Source organism: Streptomyces gottesmaniae (genome assembly GCF_031845845.1).
GTDB lineage: Bacteria > Actinomycetota > Actinomycetes > Streptomycetales > Streptomycetaceae > Streptomyces > Streptomyces akebiae.
In genome coordinates this window covers 103699-123126 of record NZ_JAVRFJ010000005.1, presented here as the reverse complement: position 1 = coordinate 123126, position 19428 = coordinate 103699, and the positions used below count along the sequence as shown (strand labels likewise).

Genomic DNA, 19428 nt, shown 5'->3' with positions numbered 1-19428 from the left:
GGCGGCCGGACCTCCACCGTCCCGGCCACGGGCCGTCCCGGGGCTGTCAAGGCGCTGTCGGTCGCGGGGCGAAGGGCTGCGGGGCGGGTCGGCATGTGATGGGGTGACAGACGTCAGTTGAAGCCGGACCGGCCAGCTGCCGGTCTCTTCGTGGAAGGGACGCACAGTGGCACCCCCGCTCCCCCCGCAATCCCCCTCCGCCCACCCAGCCCCCCACCTCAGTCGGCGAAGACTGCTCACGACCTCGGCCGCCACCGCCGGCGCGCTGCTCGTCGGGGCCTCGGCCGCCTCCGCCTCCACCCCCTTCGCGACCGGCTCGGCCTTCGGGGACCCGTGGCCCGACGTCATCCCCCTGCCGAACGGCTTCCGTCCCGAGGGCATCACCATCGGCGGCGGGCCCTACGCCTACCTGGGCTCCCTCGGCGACGGCTCGATCTACCGCGCCGACCTGCGCACCGGCGCGGGCCGTGTGATCTCGACGGGCCCCGGTACGCCCTCCGTGGGGCTCAAACTCGACGACCGTGGACGGCTGTTCGTCGCCGGGCGCGGTCAGGGCGCCCGGGTGGTGGACGTCCGTACCGGCGAGATCATCGCGTCGTACACGCTCACCACCAAGACGCCGACCTTCGCCAACGACGTCTTCCTCACCCCGCGCGTCGCCTGGTTCACCGACTCGTTCCAGCCCGCCCTGTACGCCCTGCCGCTCGGCCCCGACGGCCGGCTGCCGGACCCGGGCGAGGTCGTCACGGTCACGCTGAGCGGCGCATGGACCCAGACCCCCGGTGAGGTCGTCAACGCCAACGGGATCACCCGCACCCCGGACGGCAAGGCCCTCCTGGTCGTCCAGTCCGGCGTCGGTGGCCTCCACCGGGTGAACCCGAGGACCGGAGTCACGACCCTGGTCGACCTGGGCGACGCGGCCCCGCTCACCAACGGCGACGGCCTGCTGCTCCTCGGCCGGCGGCTCTACGTCGTGCAGAACCGGCAGAACGCGATCGACGTGTTCCAGCTCTCCGCCGACGGCCGCAGCGGCATCTTCGAGGGCCGTCTCAGCGACGCCGACTTCGACGTGCCGACCACGGTCGCGGCCCACAAGAACCGCCTGTACCTGCCCAACGCCCGCTTCACCACGACCCCGACCCCGGAGACGAGTTACGCGGTGGTGGCGATCAAACGCTGAGCACCCGGTGCGCGTCCCGCGCCCTGACAGGGCGCGGGACCGTACTCGATGTGCGGCCCCGCCGCAGGGCCGTGACCAGCCACGCCGTGACCAGCCACGACGAGCCCGCGGATCCGCACGGCGGCACGTCGTCCGCGGCAGGTGCAGGCTCAGTCGTCCGACGAATCCTCGTTCCCGTCCTCGGCCTCGGCCTCGGCCTCTGCCTCCGTCTCAGGGCGAGGCGGCTTCGGCGGCCGGGCACGCCCGCCGGGGTTGTCCTTCGGGTTCCACGCGCCGGACCCCGTGTCGCCCCCGTCGGCCGTGGCGTGTCCTCCGGCCGAGCCGCCGGGGCCACCGTCACGGCGCCGCAGATACCGCTCGAACTCGCGAGCGATCGCCTCGCCCGACGCCTCCGGCAGCTCCGCCGTGTCCCGGGCCTCCTCCAGCGTCTGCACGTACTCGGCGACCTCGCTGTCCTCCGCCGCCAGCTGGTCCACGCCCACCTGCCAGGCACGCGCGTCCTCGGGCAGCTCGCCCAGCGGGATGCGTACGTCGATGAGGTCCTCCAGGCGGTTCAGGAGGGCCAGCGTCGCCTTCGGGTTCGGCGGCTGCGACACGTAGTGCGGCACCGCCGCCCAGAGCGAGACCGCGGGGACGCCGGCGTGCGTGCACGCCTCCTGGAGGATGCCGACGATGCCCGTGGGCCCCTCGTACTTGGTCTCCTCCAGATCCATCCGCTGCGCCAGGTCCGGGTCGGACGTGACACCGCTGACCGGGACCGGACGCGTGTGCGGGGTGTCGCCGAGCAGCGCGCCCAGCACGACCACCAGTTCCACGCCCAACTCATGGGCGAAGCCCAGCAGCTCGTTGCAGAACGAGCGCCAGCGCATCGACGGCTCGATCCCCCGGACGAGTACGAGATCGCGGGGCTTGTCGCCGCCCACCCTGACCACCGACAACCTTGTCGTCGGCCAGGTGATCTTCCGTACGCCGCCGTCCAGCCACACCGTGGGACGGTTCACCTGGAAGTCGTAGTAGTCCTCGGCGTCCAGCGCCGCGAACACCTCGCCCTTCCATTCCCTGTCCAGGTGCGCGACCGCGGTGGAGGCGGCGTCGCCGGCGTCGTTCCAGCCTTCGAACGCGGCCACCATCACTGGGTCGATCAGCTCGGGAACCCCCTCCAGCTCGATCACCCAGCGCCTCCTTCCGACGTGCCCTCGCGTACGCCCCAACCTTACGGCGTGCCGAGGGTGCCTCCGCAGCCCCCTTGCACGGGGGAGTGAACGGATCACTGCCCCGTTCGCACGACTCAAACACGCGTCGGCCACCGGAGGCTCAGGTGATCAACTTCTCACAGCGACGATCGGAGCCACTGCTCCACGCTCGCGATGTGCACCGTCGCCCAGGAGCGTGCGGCGTCGGCGTCGCGGTCGCGGAGGGCGGCCAGGATGGCGCGGTGCTCGTGCAGGGTCCGGCTGACGGCGTCCTCCTGGGTCAGTCCGCGCCAGATGCGGGCCCGCGTGGTGGGCCCCGACAGGCCGTCGAGAAGCGAGCAGAGCACGGAGTTCCCGGAGGTCCGCACGATGCCCCGGTGGAACTCCAGGTCGCAGGCGACCAGTTCCTCCACCGACGGATCGGTGCCGAGCTTGTCCAACTGGGCCGTCAACGCGTCCAGTTGCTGCTCGCTGATCTTCAGGGCCGCCATCGCCGTCGCCGCCGGTTCCAGTATGCGGCGCACGGCGAGGAACTCCAGGACCGTGTCGTCGCGGTGGAAGTCGACGACGAAACTCAGGGCCTCCAGCAGGAGTTGGGGATCGAGGCTGGTCACGTAGGTGCCGTCGCCCTGCCGTACGTCCAGGATCCGGATCAGCGACAGGGCGCGCACCGCCTCGCGCAGGGAGTTGCGGGACAGCCCGAGATCGGCGGCGAGTTCACTCTCCTTCGGAAGCCGGTCGCCGGGGCGCAGCGCGCCGGAGACGATCATGCCCTTGATCTTCTCGATCGCCTCGTCGGTGACTGCCATGGCGTCCCCTCCCTGTCGCTCCGGTCACTCCGGCACTCCGGTTGCTTCGGATGTCCCTGTCATGCCTGTCATGCCAGCCATGCCGATCATGCCGGTCATATCGGTCGTTCCGGTCATTCAGACATCCGATGTATCAGGCCATTATGGGGGCTCCACCGCGTCCATCGGCCAAAGCCTCCAGGTCGGCCAGGGCCGCCGCCTCGTCGAGGGTGGTGAGGACCCGCTCCCGCATCAGCACCCTGCCCTCGACAAGGGTGTCGCGTACGTCCGCCGAGTGGGCCGCGTAGGCGAGGGTGGACCACGGGTCGTGCAGAGGCCGCAGATGCGGGCCGCCCAGGTCGAGCACGATCAGATCCGCCCGCTTGCCCGGCTCCAGGGAGCCCAGGTGATCGCCGAGCCCCAGCGCGCGGGCCCCTTCGATCGTCGCCATGCGCACCGCCCGCTCCGCGCCGACGGCCGTGGGGTCACCGGCCGCCTTGTGCACCAGCGCCGCCTGCCGTACGGCCCCCAGTACGTCCAGCGTGTTGGAGCTGACCGCTCCGTCCGTGCCCAGCCCGACCGTGACGCCCGCGCTCAGCAGCCGGGGCACCGGCGCGATGCCGCAGCCCAGCTTCAGGTTCGACACCGGGCAGTGCGCGACCGAGGTCCCGGTCCGGGCCAGCGCCGCGACCTCCGGGCCGGTGAGGTCGACCGCGTGGGCGAGCAGAAGGTCGGGGCCGAGCAGCCCGAGCGCGTCCAGCAGCTCCACCGGACGCTTGCCGTACCGCCCCCGGACCGTGGCGACCTCGGTGGCGTTCTCCGCCGCGTGGATGTGCAACAGTGCCCCGAACTCCCGTGCCAGGGCGGCTATGTCGAGCAGCTGGCCCGGGTCGAGCGTGTACGTCGAGTGCGCGAGGAGCACCGGGCGCGTCCCCGGCCGGTGGGAGCGGTCGGCGAGGTCCCGCCGCGCCCACTCCAGCCGTTCCCCGTACGCCCGGCCGTCGGCGGGGTCGGGGACGTCCATGAAGGTCGGCCCGGTGTGCAGCCGCCAGCCCGTCTCGCGCGCGACCCGCTCGGCCGCCTCGTGGAACCAGTACATGTCCAGCGCGGACGTCACCCCGGCCCGCAGGCTCTCGGCGATCGCCACCCGCACCGCCGCCCCCACGTTCTTCGGCGACAGCAGCCGGGCCTCCCACCGCAGCACCCGCTCCAGGAACCCCTGGAGGGTGACGTCGTCCGCGCGGCCCCGTAGGAGGGTCATCGCCAGGTGTGCGTGGGCGTTGACGAGCCCGGGAAGCACCAGACAGCCCTCGGCGTCCAGGCCCGTGGCCGGTGTGCAGGCCGTACGGAGCTCCTCAGCCGGTCCGACCGCGACGATCCCGCCGTCCCGGACGGCGACCGCCCCGTCCCGCACAAGAGTCCCGGCCTCGTCGACCGTCAGGACGTCACCGCCGTGGACCAGCAGATCGACGTGCTCGCTCACACGGCGTCCCCCTCGAACCCGTCCCCCGGACCCGGTCCCCGCGTATCCGAATCCCCGACCCCGTACTCCTCTCCCTACGATGCCCCGATCGTGCGGCGCTCCCACCTCGCGGGCGGCACGTCGGAGCGAGGACCGCTTCGATGTCCATGCGGTCATGAAAGCACCCGGCACTGACAACCCGGCACTGACAACACGGCACTGACAACACGGCACTGACAACCCGGCACTGACAACCGGCCGACGACAAGGGGCGGCTCCGTCGAGGGAGCCGCCCCGTGCCGTGGTCCGGCCCCAGAGCGGAAGGGGCCGACCCTCTCGGCGCCGGCCCCGGTCAGGGGGAGGGGCCGGCGCCGAAATCCGGTTACTTCTTGTCGAGCAGGTCCTGGACCTTCGCGCGGACCTCGTCCGTCGCCAGGCCCCGTATCGTCAGCGTCGTCCGGCGGCGCAGGACGTCGTCGGCCGTCTCGGCCCACTCGGTGTCGCGGGCGTAGACGACCTGCGCCCAGATCTCGGGCGCGTCGGCGTGGACCCGCTCGCCCAGCTCGGGGTTCTCGTTGGCGAGGCGGGCGATGTCGAAGGCGAGCGAACCGTAGTGCGTGGCCAGGTGCCGCGCCGTGTCGGCGCCCATCCGCGGGCCCGGCGCCGGACGGTCCACCAGCAGCCGGTGGGCGACCGCGCGCGGGTTGGCGACACCCGGCAGCGGCAGCTTCTTCGGCAGCGACGCGACCGGCTCGAAGTCCTCGCCCAGCGGGTGCCCGGGCAGCGCCTCCAGCTTCTTCATGATGGTGCGGCCGATGTGCCGGAACGTCGTCCACTTGCCGCCCGCCACGGACAGCATGCCGCCCCGGCCCTCGGTGACGACGGTCTCCCGCTTGGCCTTGGCGGTGTCGCCGGGACCGCCCGGCAGCACCCGCAGACCGGCGAAGGAGTAGGTGATGAGGTCGCGGGAGAGCTGCTGGTCGCGGATGGAGAAGGCGGCCTCGTCCAGGATCTGGGATATGTCCTGCTCGGTGACCGAGACCTCCGCCGGGTCGCCCTCGTACACCTCGTCGGTCGTACCGAGCAGCAGCATGTCCTCCCAGGGGAGGGCGAAGGTGATGCGGTACTTGTCGATCGGGGTGGCGAGCGCGGCCTTCCAGGGAGCGGTCCGCTTCAGCACCAGGTGCGCGCCCTTGGACAGGCGGATGGACGGGGCCGCGTCCGGGTTCTCCATCCTGCGCAGGTGGTCGACCCACGGGCCGGTCGCGTTCAGCACCAGCCGCGCGTCCACGCCGAACTCGTCGCCGGAGAGCCGGTCGCGCAGCTCGGCACCGGTGACCCGGCCCTTGGTGAAGCGCAGCCCGGTGACCTCGGCGTGGTTCAGGACCACCGCGCCGGACTCGACGGCCGCGCGGACCGTCATCAGGGCCATCCGGGAGTCGTTCATCTGGTCGTCGCCGTACACGGCGACGGCCTTGAGGTTGTCGGTGCGCAGCTCGGGCACGTCCTGCGCCGCCTTGGCGGGGGAGAGCAGGTGGCCGACGCCGTCACCGAAGGCGGAGAGCGCGGAGTAGGCGAAGACGCCCGCCCCGAGCTTCGCCGCGCCGTGCGGCCCGCCCTTGTACACGGGGAGGTAGAACGTGAGCGGGTTCGCCAGGTGGGGGGCCACCTGGCGGGAGACCGCACGGCGCTCGAAGTGGTTCTCCGCCACCAGCCTCACCGCGCCGGTCTGCAGGTAGCGCAGACCGCCGTGGAGCAGCTTGGAGGAGGCGGAGGAGGTGGCGCCGGCGAAGTCGCCGGCGTCGACCAGGGCCACCCTGAGCCCGGACTGCGCGGCGTGCCAGGCGGTGGAGATGCCCAGGATGCCGCCGCCGATCACGAGGAGGTCGTACGACGCCTTGGAGAGCTGTTCCCGGGTCTCGGCACGGCTCGGGTTCGAGCCGGACGCCGGGCGCGTCCCCAGGGCAGGCAGGGTCTGCAGGGTGGTCTGACTGGTCATGTCGGGTTCTTACTCCTCATCAGAGCCGGTGAACGGAGCCTTCGTGGGCCCCTGACTCAGCTCTCGTCCTCGATCCAGCCCATGGTCCGCTCGACGGCCTTGAGCCAGCTCTTGTACTCACGGTCGCGGGTGTCCGCGTCCATACGGGGGGTCCACTCGGCGGCCCGGCGCCAGTTGGCGCGCAGGTCGTCGGTGCTGGTCCAGAAGCCGACGGCGAGACCGGCGGCGTAGGCGGCGCCGAGGCAGGTGGTCTCGGCGACCATCGGACGGACCACGGGGGCGTCCAGGAAGTCGGAGAGGGTCTGCATCAGCAGGTTGTTGGAGGTCATGCCGCCGTCGACCTTGAGGGCCGCGAGCTCGACGCCCGAGTCCTTGGTCATGGCGTCCGTGATCTCACGGGTCTGCCAGGCGGTGGCCTCCAGGACGGCACGCGCGAGGTGCGCCTTGGTGACGTACCGGGTCAGACCGGCGATCACACCGCGGGCGTCGGAGCGCCAGTACGGGGCGAACAGACCGGAGAAGGCCGGTACGAAGTACGCGCCGCCGTTGTCCTCGACCGAGAGCGCCAGCGTCTCGATCTCGGCGGCGGTGGAGATGAGACCCATCTGGTCGCGCATCCACTGCACCAGCGAACCGGTGACGGCGATCGACCCCTCCAGGGCGTAGACCGGCTTCTGGTCGCCGATCCGGTAGCCGACCGTGGTCAGCAGGCCGCTGTAGGAGTTGATGATCTTCTCGCCGGTGTTCAACAGCATGAACGTGCCGGTGCCGTACGTGGACTTGGCCTCGCCCTCGGCGAAACAGGTCTGGCCGAACAGGGCCGCCTGCTGGTCGCCGAGCGCGGAGGCGACCGGGATGCCGCCGAGCAGCTCACCGAGCCTGCCGCCGGTGACCTCGCCGTAGACCTCGGCGGAGGAGCGGATCTCCGGGAGCATCGACAGCGGGACGCCGATGGACTCGGCGATCTTCTCGTCCCACTCCAGGGTGTGCAGGTTCATCAGCATGGTGCGGGAGGCGTTGGTGACGTCGGTGACGTGGTGGCCGCCGTCGACACCGCCCGTCAGGTTCCAGATGACCCAGCTGTCCATGGTGCCGAAGAGGATGTCGCCGGCCTCGGCGCGCTCGCGCAGGCCCTCGACGTTGTCGAGCAGCCAGCGGGCCTTCGGGCCGGCGAAGTACGAGGCCAGCGGCAGGCCGGTCTCGCGGCGGAAGCGGTCCTGGCCGACGTTGCGGCCGAGCTCGCGGCAGAGGGCGTCGGTGCGGGTGTCCTGCCAGACGATGGCGTTGTGGACGGGCTCACCGGTGTTCTTGTCCCAGAGCAGCGTGGTCTCGCGCTGGTTGGTGATGCCGATGGCCTTGATGTCGTCGCGGGTGATGCCGGCCTTCTCGATGGCCCCGGCGACGACCTCCTGGACGTTCGTCCAGATCTCGGTGGCGTCGTGCTCGACCCAGCCCGGCTTCGGGAAGATCTGCTCGTGCTCCTTCTGGTCGACGGAGACGATGCGTCCGTCGCGGTCGAAGACGATGCAGCGGGAAGAGGTCGTGCCCTGGTCGATCGCGGCGATGAAGGGGCCGGCGGTGTGGGCGTCGGTCACGGTGTGCTCCTGAAAGGTCAACTGGTCAACGGGCTGTACGTACGGCGCGTGCTGAGCGTTCCGCGAGACGGGCCCGCGGAACGGCGGCTCGATGGGTTTCTCAGACGAATGCGACGTTGTAGAGGCCTGCGGCGACGGCGGCACCGATCAGCGGGCCGACCACCGGGACCCAGGCGTAGCTCCAGTCCGACCCGCCCTTGTTGGGCAGGGGCAGCAGGGCGTGCACGATGCGCGGACCGAGGTCACGGGCCGGGTTGATCGCGTAACCGGTGGGGCCACCGAGGGACAGACCGATGGAGACCACGACGAGCGCGGTGATCAGGGCACCGAGGGTGCCGAGGCCCTTGCCGGAGTCGTTGAGACCCTGCGTGAGCACCGCCAGCACCAGTACGACGGTGCCGATGACCTCGGTGGCGATGTTCAGGACCGCGTTGCGGACCTCGGGCCCGGTGGAGAAGATGCCGAGCACGGGGCCGGCGCCCTTCTCCCGGGCCTCGACCGACTTGGCCTTGGCCCGCGTCTCCCCGTCACCGACGATCTCCTCGTCGGTCAGGTGCGCGTGGAACTGTCCGTAGTAGGCGATCCAGACCAGGGCGGCACCGATCATGGCGCCGAGCAACTGCCCGCCCCAGTAGATCGGGACGTCGCCCCACTCGATGCCGTCCTTCTTCAGGGCGAGCGCGAGGGTCACGGCCGGGTTCAGGTGGGCGCCGGAGAGCGGCGCGGAGGTGTAGACGGCGGTGAGAACGGCGAAACCCCACCCGAAGGTGATGGCGAGCCAACCGGCGTTACGGGCCTTGGAGGCCTTCAGCGTGACGGCCGCGCAGACGCCGCCGCCGAGCAGGATGAGTATGGCGGTACCGATGGTCTCGCCGATGAAGATGTCGGAGCTGGACACCCGCGACTCCTTTGTCCTTCGTCCAGGGGAAAGAGTTCGGCCCGTGGCGTTGTCACACTCTAGCGCGTATTGCCGGTAGGTGTTCGACAATGTCGACCGATGGACGGGAGTCTTGCTCCGGCGTTACGGGCACGTCAAGAGCCTGGTTGTCGAAAACGCGATCGTTATTGATCGAACCGGCCCGACGATCTTGAGGTAGCTGCTAGGTAGCTGATAGGTGGCTGCTACGCGGCTGTCAAAGGCGCACGCGCGTACGGCGAAGGCCGGGACACCGTGGGGTGTCCCGGCCTTCGCCGTGTCGGGGGTGGGCGGTCAGAACCGCCCGGCGCCCAAGTCCCGCGAGACCGCGCGGGCGCAGTCCCGTACGGCCGCGATCAGCTCGGGGCGCAGCTCGCCGTCGCGGCACAGCCGCTCCACGGCGCCGGTGATGCCGACCGCGCCGACCGGCATCCGCCGCCGGTCGTGGATGGGGGCGGCGATGGACGCCACGCCCTCCCAGGTCTCCTCGACGTCGGCCGCGTACCCGCGCGCGCGGGTGATGTCCAGGACGCCCTCGAAGTCGGCCAGCGCGTGCACGGTCCGGTCGGTGAACGCCTTGCGCTCGCTCTCCAGCACCTCGCTGTGCGCCACCGGGTCGTAGGCCGACAGGACCTTGCCCAGGGCCGTGGAGTGCAGCGGCTGCATGGCGCCTATCTCCAGGACCTGCCGGCTGTCGTCGGGCCGGAACACGTGGTGCACGATCAGCACGCCCTGCTGGTGCAGCACCCCCAGGTGCACGCTCTCGCCGCTGGAGCGGGCCAGGTCGTCCGTCCAGACCAGGGCGCGCGCCCGCAGCTCGTGGACGTCGAGGTACGTGGTCCCCAGCCGCAGCAGCTCGGCCCCCAACTGGTAGCGCCCCGAGGCGTCGTCCTGTTCGACGAAGCCCTCCTGCTGGAGCGTGCGCAGTATGCCGTGGGCGGTGCCCTTGGCGAGGCCCAGCGACGAGGCGATGTCCGACAGACCGAGCCGCCGTTCGCCGCCCGCGAGCAGGCGCAGCATCGCGGCCGCCCGTTCGAGCGACTGGATGTTCCGTGCCATCGCCGTCCTGCCTCCGTCCCCTTCGGCCGCCGTACGCGACTGAACTACCATCGTTCGGCAATGTCGAACACTACCGGTCGTTGCCGACCTCCCGCCAATGGCCGTCACCAGCTTTTCGGCCACGTGCGCCGTGCGATGGCGTTCTCGTGTCCGTCCGGTGTCCGTCCGGTGCCCGCGGGGCGCTCATGTGGCCGTGGGGCGTGCGAAGGGTGCCGGAGTGGTGTCCGTCGTCGTCCTCGTCGTCGGAGTAAACCGCACCCGAGTGTGTACGCCACGCCGGTCCGCCTCGTGGACGCCCCTGACCATCCGCGCCGCTCCGGGCTAGGCTTGCGGCGTGCGTCTTCCATGGGGAGGCGCTAAAGCCGACAGCCGTCGCACTCCAGGGAGCAGCTCCATGGCCTCGTCGCCGAACACGTCCCTCACGTCCGCCGCCGCAGGCCGGGCCCGATCCGAGGCCCTCCGCCAGGCCCTCGCCACCCGTGTGGTGGTCGCCGACGGCGCGATGGGCACGATGCTCCAGGCGCAGGACCCCACCTTGGAGGACTTCCAGCAGCTGGAGGGCTGCAACGAGGTTCTCAACGTCACCCGCCCCGACATCGTCCGCTCGGTGCACGCCGCGTACTTCGACGCGGGCGTGGACTGCGTGGAGACCAACACCTTCGGCGCCAACCTCACCGCACTGGGCGAGTACGACATCCCCGAACGCACCGCCGAGCTGTCCGAGGCCGGTGCCCGCATCGCCCGCGAGACGGCCGACGAGTACGCCGCCCGCGACGGACGTCAGCGCTGGGTGCTCGGCTCCATCGGCCCCGGCACCAAGCTGCCCACCCTCGGCCACACCACCTTCACCGCCATCCGTGACGCCTACCAGCAGAACGCCGAAGGCCTGCTGGCCGGCGGTGCCGACGCGCTCCTGGTGGAGACCACCCAGGACCTGCTGCAGACCAAGGCCTCCGTCATCGCCGCCCGCCGCGCGATGGAGACGGCCGGATACGACGTCCCCCTGATCGTCTCGGTGACGGTCGAGACGACCGGCACCATGCTCCTCGGCTCCGAGATCGGCGCCGCGCTGACCGCGCTGGAGCCGCTCGGCATCGACATGATCGGCCTGAACTGCGCGACCGGCCCCGCCGAGATGAGCGAACACCTGCGCCATCTGGCCCGCCACTCCCGCATCCAGCTCTCCTGCATGCCCAACGCCGGACTGCCGGTACTGACCAAGGACGGCGCCCACTACCCGCTGACCGCTCCGGAGCTGGCGGACGCGCAGGAGAACTTCGTCCGCGAGTACGGCCTGTCCCTGGTGGGCGGCTGCTGCGGGACCACCCCCGAGCACCTGCGCCAGGTCGTCGAGCGGGTCAGGGACCTCGCCCCGACCGCCCGCGACCCGCGCCCCGAGCCCGGCGCCGCCTCCCTCTACCAGAGCGTGCCCTTCCGCCAGGACACCGCGTACATGGCCATCGGCGAGCGCACGAACGCCAACGGCTCGAAGAAGTTCCGCGAGGCCATGCTGGAGGCCCGCTGGGACGACTGTGTGGAGATGGCGCGCGACCAGATCCGCGAGGGTGCCCACATGCTCGACCTCTGCGTCGACTACGTGGGCCGCGACGGCGTCGCCGACATGGCCGAACTCGCCGGCCGGTTCGCCACCGCCTCCACCCTGCCCATCGTCCTGGACTCCACCGAAGTGGACGTCATCCGGGCCGGGTTGGAGAAGCTCGGCGGGCGGGCCGTCATCAACTCCGTCAACTACGAGGACGGCGACGGGCCCGAGTCCCGCTTCGCCAAGGTGACCCGCCTCGCGCAGGAGCACGGCGCCGCGCTGATCGCGCTCACCATCGACGAGGAGGGCCAGGCCCGCACCCCGGAGAAGAAGGTCGAGATCGCCGAACGGCTCATCGACGACCTCACCGGGAACTGGGGCATCCACGAGTCGGACATCCTCATCGACACCCTGACCTTCACCATCTGCACGGGCCAGGAGGAGTCCCGGGGGGACGGCATCGCCACCATCGAGGCGATCCGCGAACTCAAGCGCCGGCATCCGGACGTCCAGACCACCCTCGGCCTGTCGAACATCTCCTTCGGCCTGAACCCGGCCGCCCGCATCCTCCTCAACTCCGTCTTCCTCGACGAGTGCGTGAAGGCCGGTCTCGACTCCGCCATCGTCCACGCCTCCAAGATCCTCCCCATCGCCCGCTTCAGCGAGGAGGAGGTGCGCACGGCCCTCGACCTCATCCACGACCGCCGCGCCGAGGGCTACGACCCGCTGCAGAAGCTGATGGCGCTGTTCGAGGGCGCCACCGCCAAGTCCCTGAAGGCGGGCAAGGCCGAGGAGCTGGCGGCCCTGCCGCTGGACGAGCGCCTCAAGCGCCGCATCATCGACGGCGAGAAGAACGGTCTGGAGGCCGACCTCGACGAGGCACTCCAGACCCGCGCCGCCCTCGACATCGTCAACGACACCCTCCTGGACGGCATGAAGGTCGTCGGTGAGCTCTTCGGCTCCGGCCAGATGCAGCTGCCGTTCGTGCTCCAGTCCGCCGAGGTCATGAAGACCGCCGTGGCCCACCTGGAGCCGCACATGGAGAAGTCGGACGCCGAGGGCAAGGGCACCATCGTCCTGGCGACCGTCCGCGGCGATGTGCACGACATCGGCAAGAACCTCGTCGACATCATCCTGTCCAACAACGGCTACAACGTCGTCAACCTCGGCATCAAGCAGCCGGTCTCCGCGATCCTGGACGCCGCCGCCGAGCACCGCGCCGACGTCATCGGCATGTCGGGCCTGCTCGTGAAGTCCACGGTGATCATGAAGGAGAACCTGCAGGAGCTGAACCAGCGCGGCCTGGCCGCCGACTACCCCGTCATCCTCGGCGGCGCCGCCCTCACCCGTGCCTACGTCGAGCAGGACCTGCACGAGATCTACGAGGGCGAGGTCCGCTACGCCCGCGACGCCTTCGAGGGCCTGCGCCTGATGGACGCCCTCATCGGCGTCAAGCGCGGGGTCCCCGGCGCGCAGCTGCCCGAGCTGCGTCAGCGCCGGGTCAAGGCCACGGCGGCGGCCACCGTCGTCGAGGACCGCCCCGAGGAGGGCCACGTCCGCTCCGACGTCGCCACCGACAACCCCCTGCCCACGCCCCCGTTCCGGGGCACGCGCGTGGTCAAGGGCATCCAGCTCAAGGAGTACGCGTCCTGGCTGGACGAGGGCGCCCTCTTCAAGGGGCAGTGGGGACTGAAGCAGGCCCGCACGGGTGATGGCCCGACCTACGAGGAGCTCGTCGAGACCGAGGGCCGGCCCCGGCTGCGCGGCCTGCTGGACAAGCTCCAGACCGAGAACCTGCTGGAGGCGGCCGTCGTCTACGGCTACTTCCCCTGCGTGTCCAAGGACGACGACCTGATCATCCTGGACGACGACGGCAACGAACGGACCCGCTTCACCTTCCCGCGCCAGCGCCGCGGCCGCCGACTGTGCCTGGCCGACTTCTTCCGCCCCGAGGAGTCCGGCGAGATCGACGTGGTCGGCCTCCAGGTCGTCACCGTCGGCTCCCGCATCGGCGAGGAGACCGCCAAGCTCTTCGAGGCCAACTCCTACCGGGACTACCTCGAACTCCACGGCCTGTCCGTGCAGTTGGCGGAGGCCCTCGCCGAGTACTGGCACGCGCGTGTCCGCTCGGAGCTGGGCTTCGCCGGCGAGGACCCGGCCGAGATCGAGGACATGTTCGCCCTGAAGTACCGGGGCGCCCGCTTCTCCCTCGGCTACGGCGCCTGCCCCGACCTGGAGGACCGCGCCAAGATCGCGCGGCTGCTGGAGCCCGAGCGGATCGGTGTCCAGCTCTCGGAGGAGTTCCAGCTCCACCCCGAACAGTCCACCGACGCCATCGTCATCCACCACCCCGAGGCGAAGTACTTCAACGCCCGGTAATCCGCCGCCCAGGGGCTCGGCTGCACCGAAAGGCGTTTCCCCGCGCGGCGTCGTAGACTGGTCGGTCCACCGCAGGCCGGTTCCCCACCCGGGAACCGGCCTGCTCGTCCCACAAGGAGGTGCGCCGGATGACCACGACGATTCCCGCGCCAGGAACCCGTACGGCCGAAGGCTCGGCGCTCCAAGCCGTGCTCCTCGACATGGACGGCACCCTGGTGGACACCGAGGGTTTCTGGTGGGACGTGGAGGTCGAGGTCTTCGCCGGCCTCGGACACGCCCTCGACGACTCCTGGCGCCATGTCGTGGTCGGCGGACCCATGACCCGCAGCGCGGGCTTCCTGATCGAGGCCACCGGCGCCGACATCACCCTCCCCGAGCTCACCGTGCTGCTCAACGACGGCTTCGAGGCGCGCATCGGGCGCACGCTGCCGCTGATGCCCGGCGCCGCCAGACTCCTCGCCGAACTCGCCGCCCACGGCGTCCCCACCGCCCTGGTCTCCGCCTCGCACCGGCGCATCATCGACCGCGTCCTGACCTCTCTGGGCCCCCAGCACTTCGCGCTGACCGTCGCCGGCGACGAGGTCGAGCGGACCAAGCCGTTCCCCGACCCCTATCTGCTCGCGGCCTCCGGCCTCGGCGCGGATCCGGCCCGGTGCGCGGTCATCGAGGACACCGCCACCGGTGTCGCCGCCGCGGAGGCCGCCGGCTGCCACGTGGTCGCCGTCCCGTCCGTGGCACCCATCGCCCCCGCCGTGCGGCGCACCGTCGTGACCTCGCTGGAAGAGGTCGACCTGCCCTTTCTACGCGGCCTGCTGGCGATCACAGCAAATTGAAAACGCAAGGAATTCCAAGATCGCTCGTACTGTCCCGCAGTGGGGAATTCGACGGGTCGCGATGATTGAATTCCCGCGCAGGGGAATACCTTTCCACCTGTGACGTTGCCCACTTCCCAGGGCCCCCGAGGTGGCTGCTGAACACCCCTGAATCCCGGGTTCGGGGGTGTTCGGCGCGCCTTTGTGTCCAGATTGGTGAAGCGTGCCCCAAACATTCCGTGGGCACTACACCGTTTGCGTCCACGCCCGGTTCCGCAGCGTGATGGGAACTCAACTCCGGTGTGCGCGGGCCCCTCTGGCCGTGCGGGCTAATCTCGTCGCGAGAACATCGCCGTACTTCCCGGGACGCGCTCGCACCACCCCGCCAGCACCCGTCTTGGACCACAGCTCTGGAGAATCGCGAGCATGAACCGCAAGACCCTGGTGCTGCCGGCCGTGATCGGTCTGCTCACCCCGGTACTCGCCGCCTGCGGTGCCACCGACAGCGCGGGCGGCAGCGGTGACGCGATCGTCGTCGGCACCACCGACCAGTTCGCCGCCTCCGAACAGGCCCCGGCCCCGATCGACCCGGCCTACGCGTACGACGTCGGCACCTGGAACATCCTCCGCCAGACCGTGCAGACCCTCCTGGTCCAGCCGCGCGGCGACGGCGAACCGGAGCCCGAGGCCGCCTCCAGCTGCTCCTTCACCGACACCGGCAACGAGCGCTACGCCTGCACCCTGCGCGACGGTCTGAAGTTCGCGAACGGCGACCCGATCACCGCCGAGGACGTGAAGTTCTCCATCGACCGAGCCCGCTCCCTCAAGGCCGACAGCGGTGTCTTCGCCCTGCTGTCCACCATCGACCTCGTCGAGACCAAGGGCGACAACGAGGTGATCTTCCACCTCAACAGCCCCGACGTGACCCTCCCGTACAAGCTGTCCACCCCCGTCGCCGGCATCGTCAACCCGGACGACTACGACAAGGACAGGCTGCGCGACGGCTTCCAGGTCGACGGCTCCGGCCCGTACACCCTGGACGCCGAGGTCGAGAACAACGAGCTGGTCCGGGCCGTGTTCACCAAGAACCCCAACTACAAGGGGCAGTTGGACCCGAAGAACGACAAGGTCGAGCTCCGTTCCTTCGCGAGCGCCGACGCCATGGGCGACGCCCTGAAGAGCGGCGACATCGACCTCATGACCCGCACCATGACCCCGGAGCAGATCACCGAACTCTCCGCCGCGGCCGACAGCGACATCGACGTCATCGAGTCCGCCGGCCTGGAGATCCGCTACCTCGCCTTCAACACCGACGCCTCGCCGGTCAGGAGCACCGCCGTCCGCCGGGCCATGGCCGAGGTCGTCGACCGGGGCGAGCTGGTCTCCAAGGTGTACGGCTCCCAGGCCGAACCCCTCTTCTCCCTGGTCCCCGCGGGGATCACCGGCCACTCCAACTCGTTCTTCAACAAGTACGGCGAACCGAACGTCGCCAAGGCGAAGTCGACTCTGGAGGCGGCCGGCGTCACCGCACCGGTGAAGCTGACCCTCCACTACACGACCGACCACTACGGCTCCGCCACGAAGACCGAGTTCGAGCTGCTGAAGAAGCAGCTCGACGACAGCGGCCTGTTCGACGTCACCATCAAGGGCGCCCCCTGGTCCACGTTCCGCCCCGCCGAGCAGGAGGGCGAGTACGCGGTCTACGGCATGGGCTGGTTCCCGGACTTCCCCGACGCCGACAACTACCTCGCGCCCTTCCTCGACAAGGACAACTTCCTCGGCTCGCCCTACGCGAACAGCGAGATCCGCAGCAAGCTGATCCCGGAGTCCCGCCGCGCGGCCGACCGTCTCTCCGCCTCGGAGAGCCTCGCCGGCATCCAGGACATCGTCGCCGACGACGTGCCGATCCTGCCCCTGTGGCAGGGCAACCAGTACGTCGCCGCCCGCGACGACGTCACCGGAGCCGAGTACGCCCTCAACGCCGCCTCCACGCTCCAGCTCTGGGAGCTGGGCCGCGGCAGAAGCGACTGACCGGACCTCACCACCCCTCCGGTCAGAGGCCGTTCGGCCTCGGGGGAGCCGGAGCGCCCGCAATGCACCCGACGACACAAGGCATCCATACGTGAACATACGCACCCAGTGGCCCGTCCTGACCATCGCGACAGGGCTTGCCGCCGGCCTGCTGACCGGTTGTGGCTCCGACTCGGGGGGATCCGGGGACTCCGGTTCCAACGTCGTGATGGGGATGTCCGACGACGTCCTGGCCACCGACCCCGCCTCCGGCTACGACCCCGGCTCCTGGCTGCTCTTCAACAACGTCTTCCAGTCGTTGCTGAGCTTCCCCAACGGCGCCACCGAGCCCGAGCCGGACCTCGCCAAGGAGTGCTCCTTCGAGGCCGGAGGCACCACGGTCTACGAGTGCACCCTCAAGGACGGCCTGAAGTTCAGCAACGGTGAGGCGCTCACCGCGAAGGACGTCAAGTTCTCCTTCGACCGCATGCTGAAGATCAACGACGACGCCGGCCCCGCGATCATGTTCCCCATGCTCGACAAGGTCGAGACCCCGGACGACAAGACCGTCCGCTTCGACCTCAAGTACGCCGACGCCACCTTCCCCAGCAAGATCGCCTCCGGCGCCGGATCGATCGTCGACGAGAGCTCCTACGACGCCGACGGCCTCCGCAAGGACGGCGAGGCGGTCGGCTCCGGCCCGTACAAGCTGGAGTCCTTCGGCGAGGACGAGGCCGTCTTCACCGTCAACGAGAACTACCAGGGCACCGCCGACGTAGAGAACAGCGGTGTGACCCTCAAGTTCTTCCACGGCGACCAGGACGCCCTGAAGAAGGCCCTGATGGAGGGCGACCTCGACGTCACCTACCGCGGCCTCAGCGCCTCCGACATCTCCGACATCGAGACCGACACCTCCACCGCCAGCGGCGTCGAGATCGTCGACGGCACCGGCGCCGAGGTCCAGCACCTCGTCTTCAACATGGACGACCCGGTCACCGGCAAGCTCGGCGTCCGCCAGGCCATCGCCTACCTCCTCGACCGCGAGGCCCTCGTCGACGAGGTCTACCAGGGCACCGCCACCCCGCTCTACTCGATCATCCCGGCGGGCATCACCGGCCACAACACGGCCTTCTTCGACACCTACGGCGCCCGCCCCTCCAAGGCGAAGGCCGAGGCCGCGCTCCGCGCCGACGGCATCGACGACAAGGTCGAACTGACCCTCTGGTCCACGCCGTCGCGCTACGGCCCCTCCACCGACGAGGAGTTGGAGGCCGTCGCCAAGCAGCTCAACGACAGCGGACTGTTCGACGCCGACGTGAAGTCCGTCCCCTTCGACCGCTACGAGAAGGACATCGCCGCCGGCAAGTACGGCGTGTACGTGAAGGGCTGGGTCCCCGACTACCCGGACCCCGACAACTTCACCGGCCCCTTCTTCGGCAAGGGCAACGTGCTGGACAACAACTACAGCAACGCCACCATCACCGGTGAACTCCTGACGAAGACCGCCGCCGAGAGCGAGCGCTCCTCCACGGAGAAGGAGTACGCCGAACTCCAGAACATCGTCGCCACCGACGTCCCGCTCATCCCCGTCTGGCAGGCCAAGCAGTACGCCGTCGTCCGCGACGACGTCTACGGACTGGAGTACTGCCTGGACGCCTCCACCGTCTTCCGCTTCTGGGAGATCAGCAAGGGCTGACACGAGCACGGGCCGACACCACGGCCCCGTACGACCGAGGGCGCCCCCTTCCACAAGAAGGGAGCGCCCTCGGTGCGTACGCCGCGGCCCGTCGTCCGTGCGGCCCGTCGTCTACTGCGCGCCGGGGCGCACCAGCCCGCTCTCGTACGCGTACACCGCCGCCTGCACCCGGTCCCGCAGCCCCAACTTCGTCAGCACATGGCCCACATGGGTCTTCACCGTGGTCTCGCTGACGAACAGATCGGCGGCGATCTCCGCGTTCGACAGCCCCCGGGCCACCAGCTTCAGCACCTCGACCTCACGGTCCGTCAGCGTGTGCAGCGTGTCCGGCACCGGCTCCTCGCCCGACGGCAGATGCACCGCGTACTTGTCGAGCAGCCGACGTGTGATGCTCGGCGCGAGCATCGCCTCCCCGTTCGCCACCACCCGGATCGCCTGCACCAACTCATTGGCCGGCGCGTCCTTCAACAGGAACCCGCTGGCCCCCGCCCGCAGCGCCTCGACCACGTACTCGTCCAGATCGAACGTGGTCAGCACCAGCACCTTGGCCGGACCGTCCCGCCCGGGCCCGGTGATCTGACGGGTCGCCTCCACCCCGTCCATCCGGGGCATCCGGATGTCCATCAGAACCACATCGGGCTGCAGCGCCCGCACCTGGTCGATCGCCTGGAGGCCGTCCCCGGCCTCCCCGACGACCGCGAGGTCCTGCTCCGCCTCCAGAATCATCCGGAACCCGGTACGCAGCAGCGGCTGGTCGTCGACCAGTAGGACGCGGATGGCCACGAAAATCTCCTTC

Annotated in this window: 13 protein-coding genes; 5 read left to right on the top strand and 8 right to left on the bottom strand. The window is 70.2% G+C overall.

All coding sequences use genetic code 11. The annotated features are described in order from the left end of the window. Window positions 1-166: 166 nt before the first annotated feature. On the top strand, window positions 167-1180 hold the full coding sequence (locus RM704_RS07985; RefSeq protein ID WP_033531642.1) for an SMP-30/gluconolactonase/LRE family protein: 1014 nt from the start codon (window positions 167-169) through the stop codon (window positions 1178-1180). Window positions 1181-1329: 149 nt separating this feature from the next. On the opposite strand, the gene RM704_RS07980 is transcribed toward RM704_RS07985, so the two are convergent. The 7 genes from RM704_RS07980 to RM704_RS07950 form a co-directional block, all read right to left on the bottom strand. Further along, window positions 1330-2352 carry a PAC2 family protein gene (locus tag RM704_RS07980; protein ID WP_033531643.1) on the bottom strand — a complete coding sequence of 341 codons (1023 nt, stop codon included), beginning with the start codon at window positions 2350-2352 and terminating at the stop codon, window positions 1330-1332. A 158-nt stretch (window positions 2353-2510) separates the two neighbouring features. Continuing rightward, a complete protein-coding gene (locus RM704_RS07975) occupies window positions 2511-3182 on the bottom strand; it encodes a FadR/GntR family transcriptional regulator (RefSeq protein WP_033531644.1) in 672 nt (223 codons plus the stop codon). Window positions 3183-3315: 133 nt separating this feature from the next. Next, complete coding sequence (locus RM704_RS07970; RefSeq protein ID WP_033531645.1) at window positions 3316-4644, bottom strand: amidohydrolase; 1329 nt, start codon at window positions 4642-4644, stop codon at window positions 3316-3318. A 361-nt stretch (window positions 4645-5005) separates the two neighbouring features. After that, window positions 5006-6622, bottom strand: coding sequence for a glycerol-3-phosphate dehydrogenase/oxidase (locus RM704_RS07965; protein WP_033531646.1), 1617 nt, complete (start codon window positions 6620-6622; stop codon window positions 5006-5008). A 56-nt stretch (window positions 6623-6678) separates the two neighbouring features. After that, window positions 6679-8217, bottom strand: coding sequence for a glycerol kinase GlpK (gene glpK / locus RM704_RS07960; protein ID WP_033531647.1), 1539 nt, complete (start codon window positions 8215-8217; stop codon window positions 6679-6681). A gap of 100 nt (window positions 8218-8317) precedes the next feature. Then, window positions 8318-9115 (bottom strand): MIP/aquaporin family protein, encoded by a 798-nt coding sequence (locus RM704_RS07955; protein ID WP_033531648.1) that lies wholly within the window; start codon window positions 9113-9115, stop codon window positions 8318-8320. 312 nt (window positions 9116-9427) lie between these two features. After that, on the bottom strand, window positions 9428-10192 hold the full coding sequence (locus RM704_RS07950) for an IclR family transcriptional regulator (RefSeq protein WP_033531649.1): 765 nt from the start codon (window positions 10190-10192) through the stop codon (window positions 9428-9430). A 394-nt stretch (window positions 10193-10586) separates the two neighbouring features. On the opposite strand from RM704_RS07950, the gene metH reads away from it, so the two are divergent. The 4 genes from metH (at window position 10587) to RM704_RS07930 (ending at window position 18632) form a co-directional block, all read left to right on the top strand. Further along, a complete protein-coding gene (metH, locus tag RM704_RS07945; protein ID WP_033531650.1) occupies window positions 10587-14114 on the top strand; it encodes a methionine synthase in 3528 nt (1175 codons plus the stop codon). A gap of 128 nt (window positions 14115-14242) precedes the next feature. After that, the gene (locus tag RM704_RS07940; protein WP_033531651.1) at window positions 14243-14947 is read left to right on the top strand and encodes an HAD family hydrolase; all 705 of its coding nucleotides are present in this window, start codon (window positions 14243-14245) and stop codon (window positions 14945-14947) included. 405 nt (window positions 14948-15352) lie between these two features. Beyond that, window positions 15353-16957, top strand: a complete 1605-nt coding sequence (locus RM704_RS07935; protein WP_033531652.1) for an ABC transporter substrate-binding protein — start codon at window positions 15353-15355, stop codon at window positions 16955-16957. A 91-nt stretch (window positions 16958-17048) separates the two neighbouring features. Beyond that, window positions 17049-18632: an ABC transporter substrate-binding protein gene (locus tag RM704_RS07930; RefSeq protein ID WP_033531653.1), complete on the top strand. Its 1584-nt coding sequence runs from the start codon at window positions 17049-17051 to the stop codon at window positions 18630-18632. Between the two features lie 111 nt (window positions 18633-18743). Here RM704_RS07930 and RM704_RS07925 read toward each other — a convergent pair whose 3' ends face one another. Continuing rightward, entirely contained in the window at window positions 18744-19415 is a 672-nt protein-coding gene (locus RM704_RS07925; protein WP_033531654.1) for a response regulator, read from the bottom strand. Window positions 19416-19428: the final 13 nt, after the last annotated feature.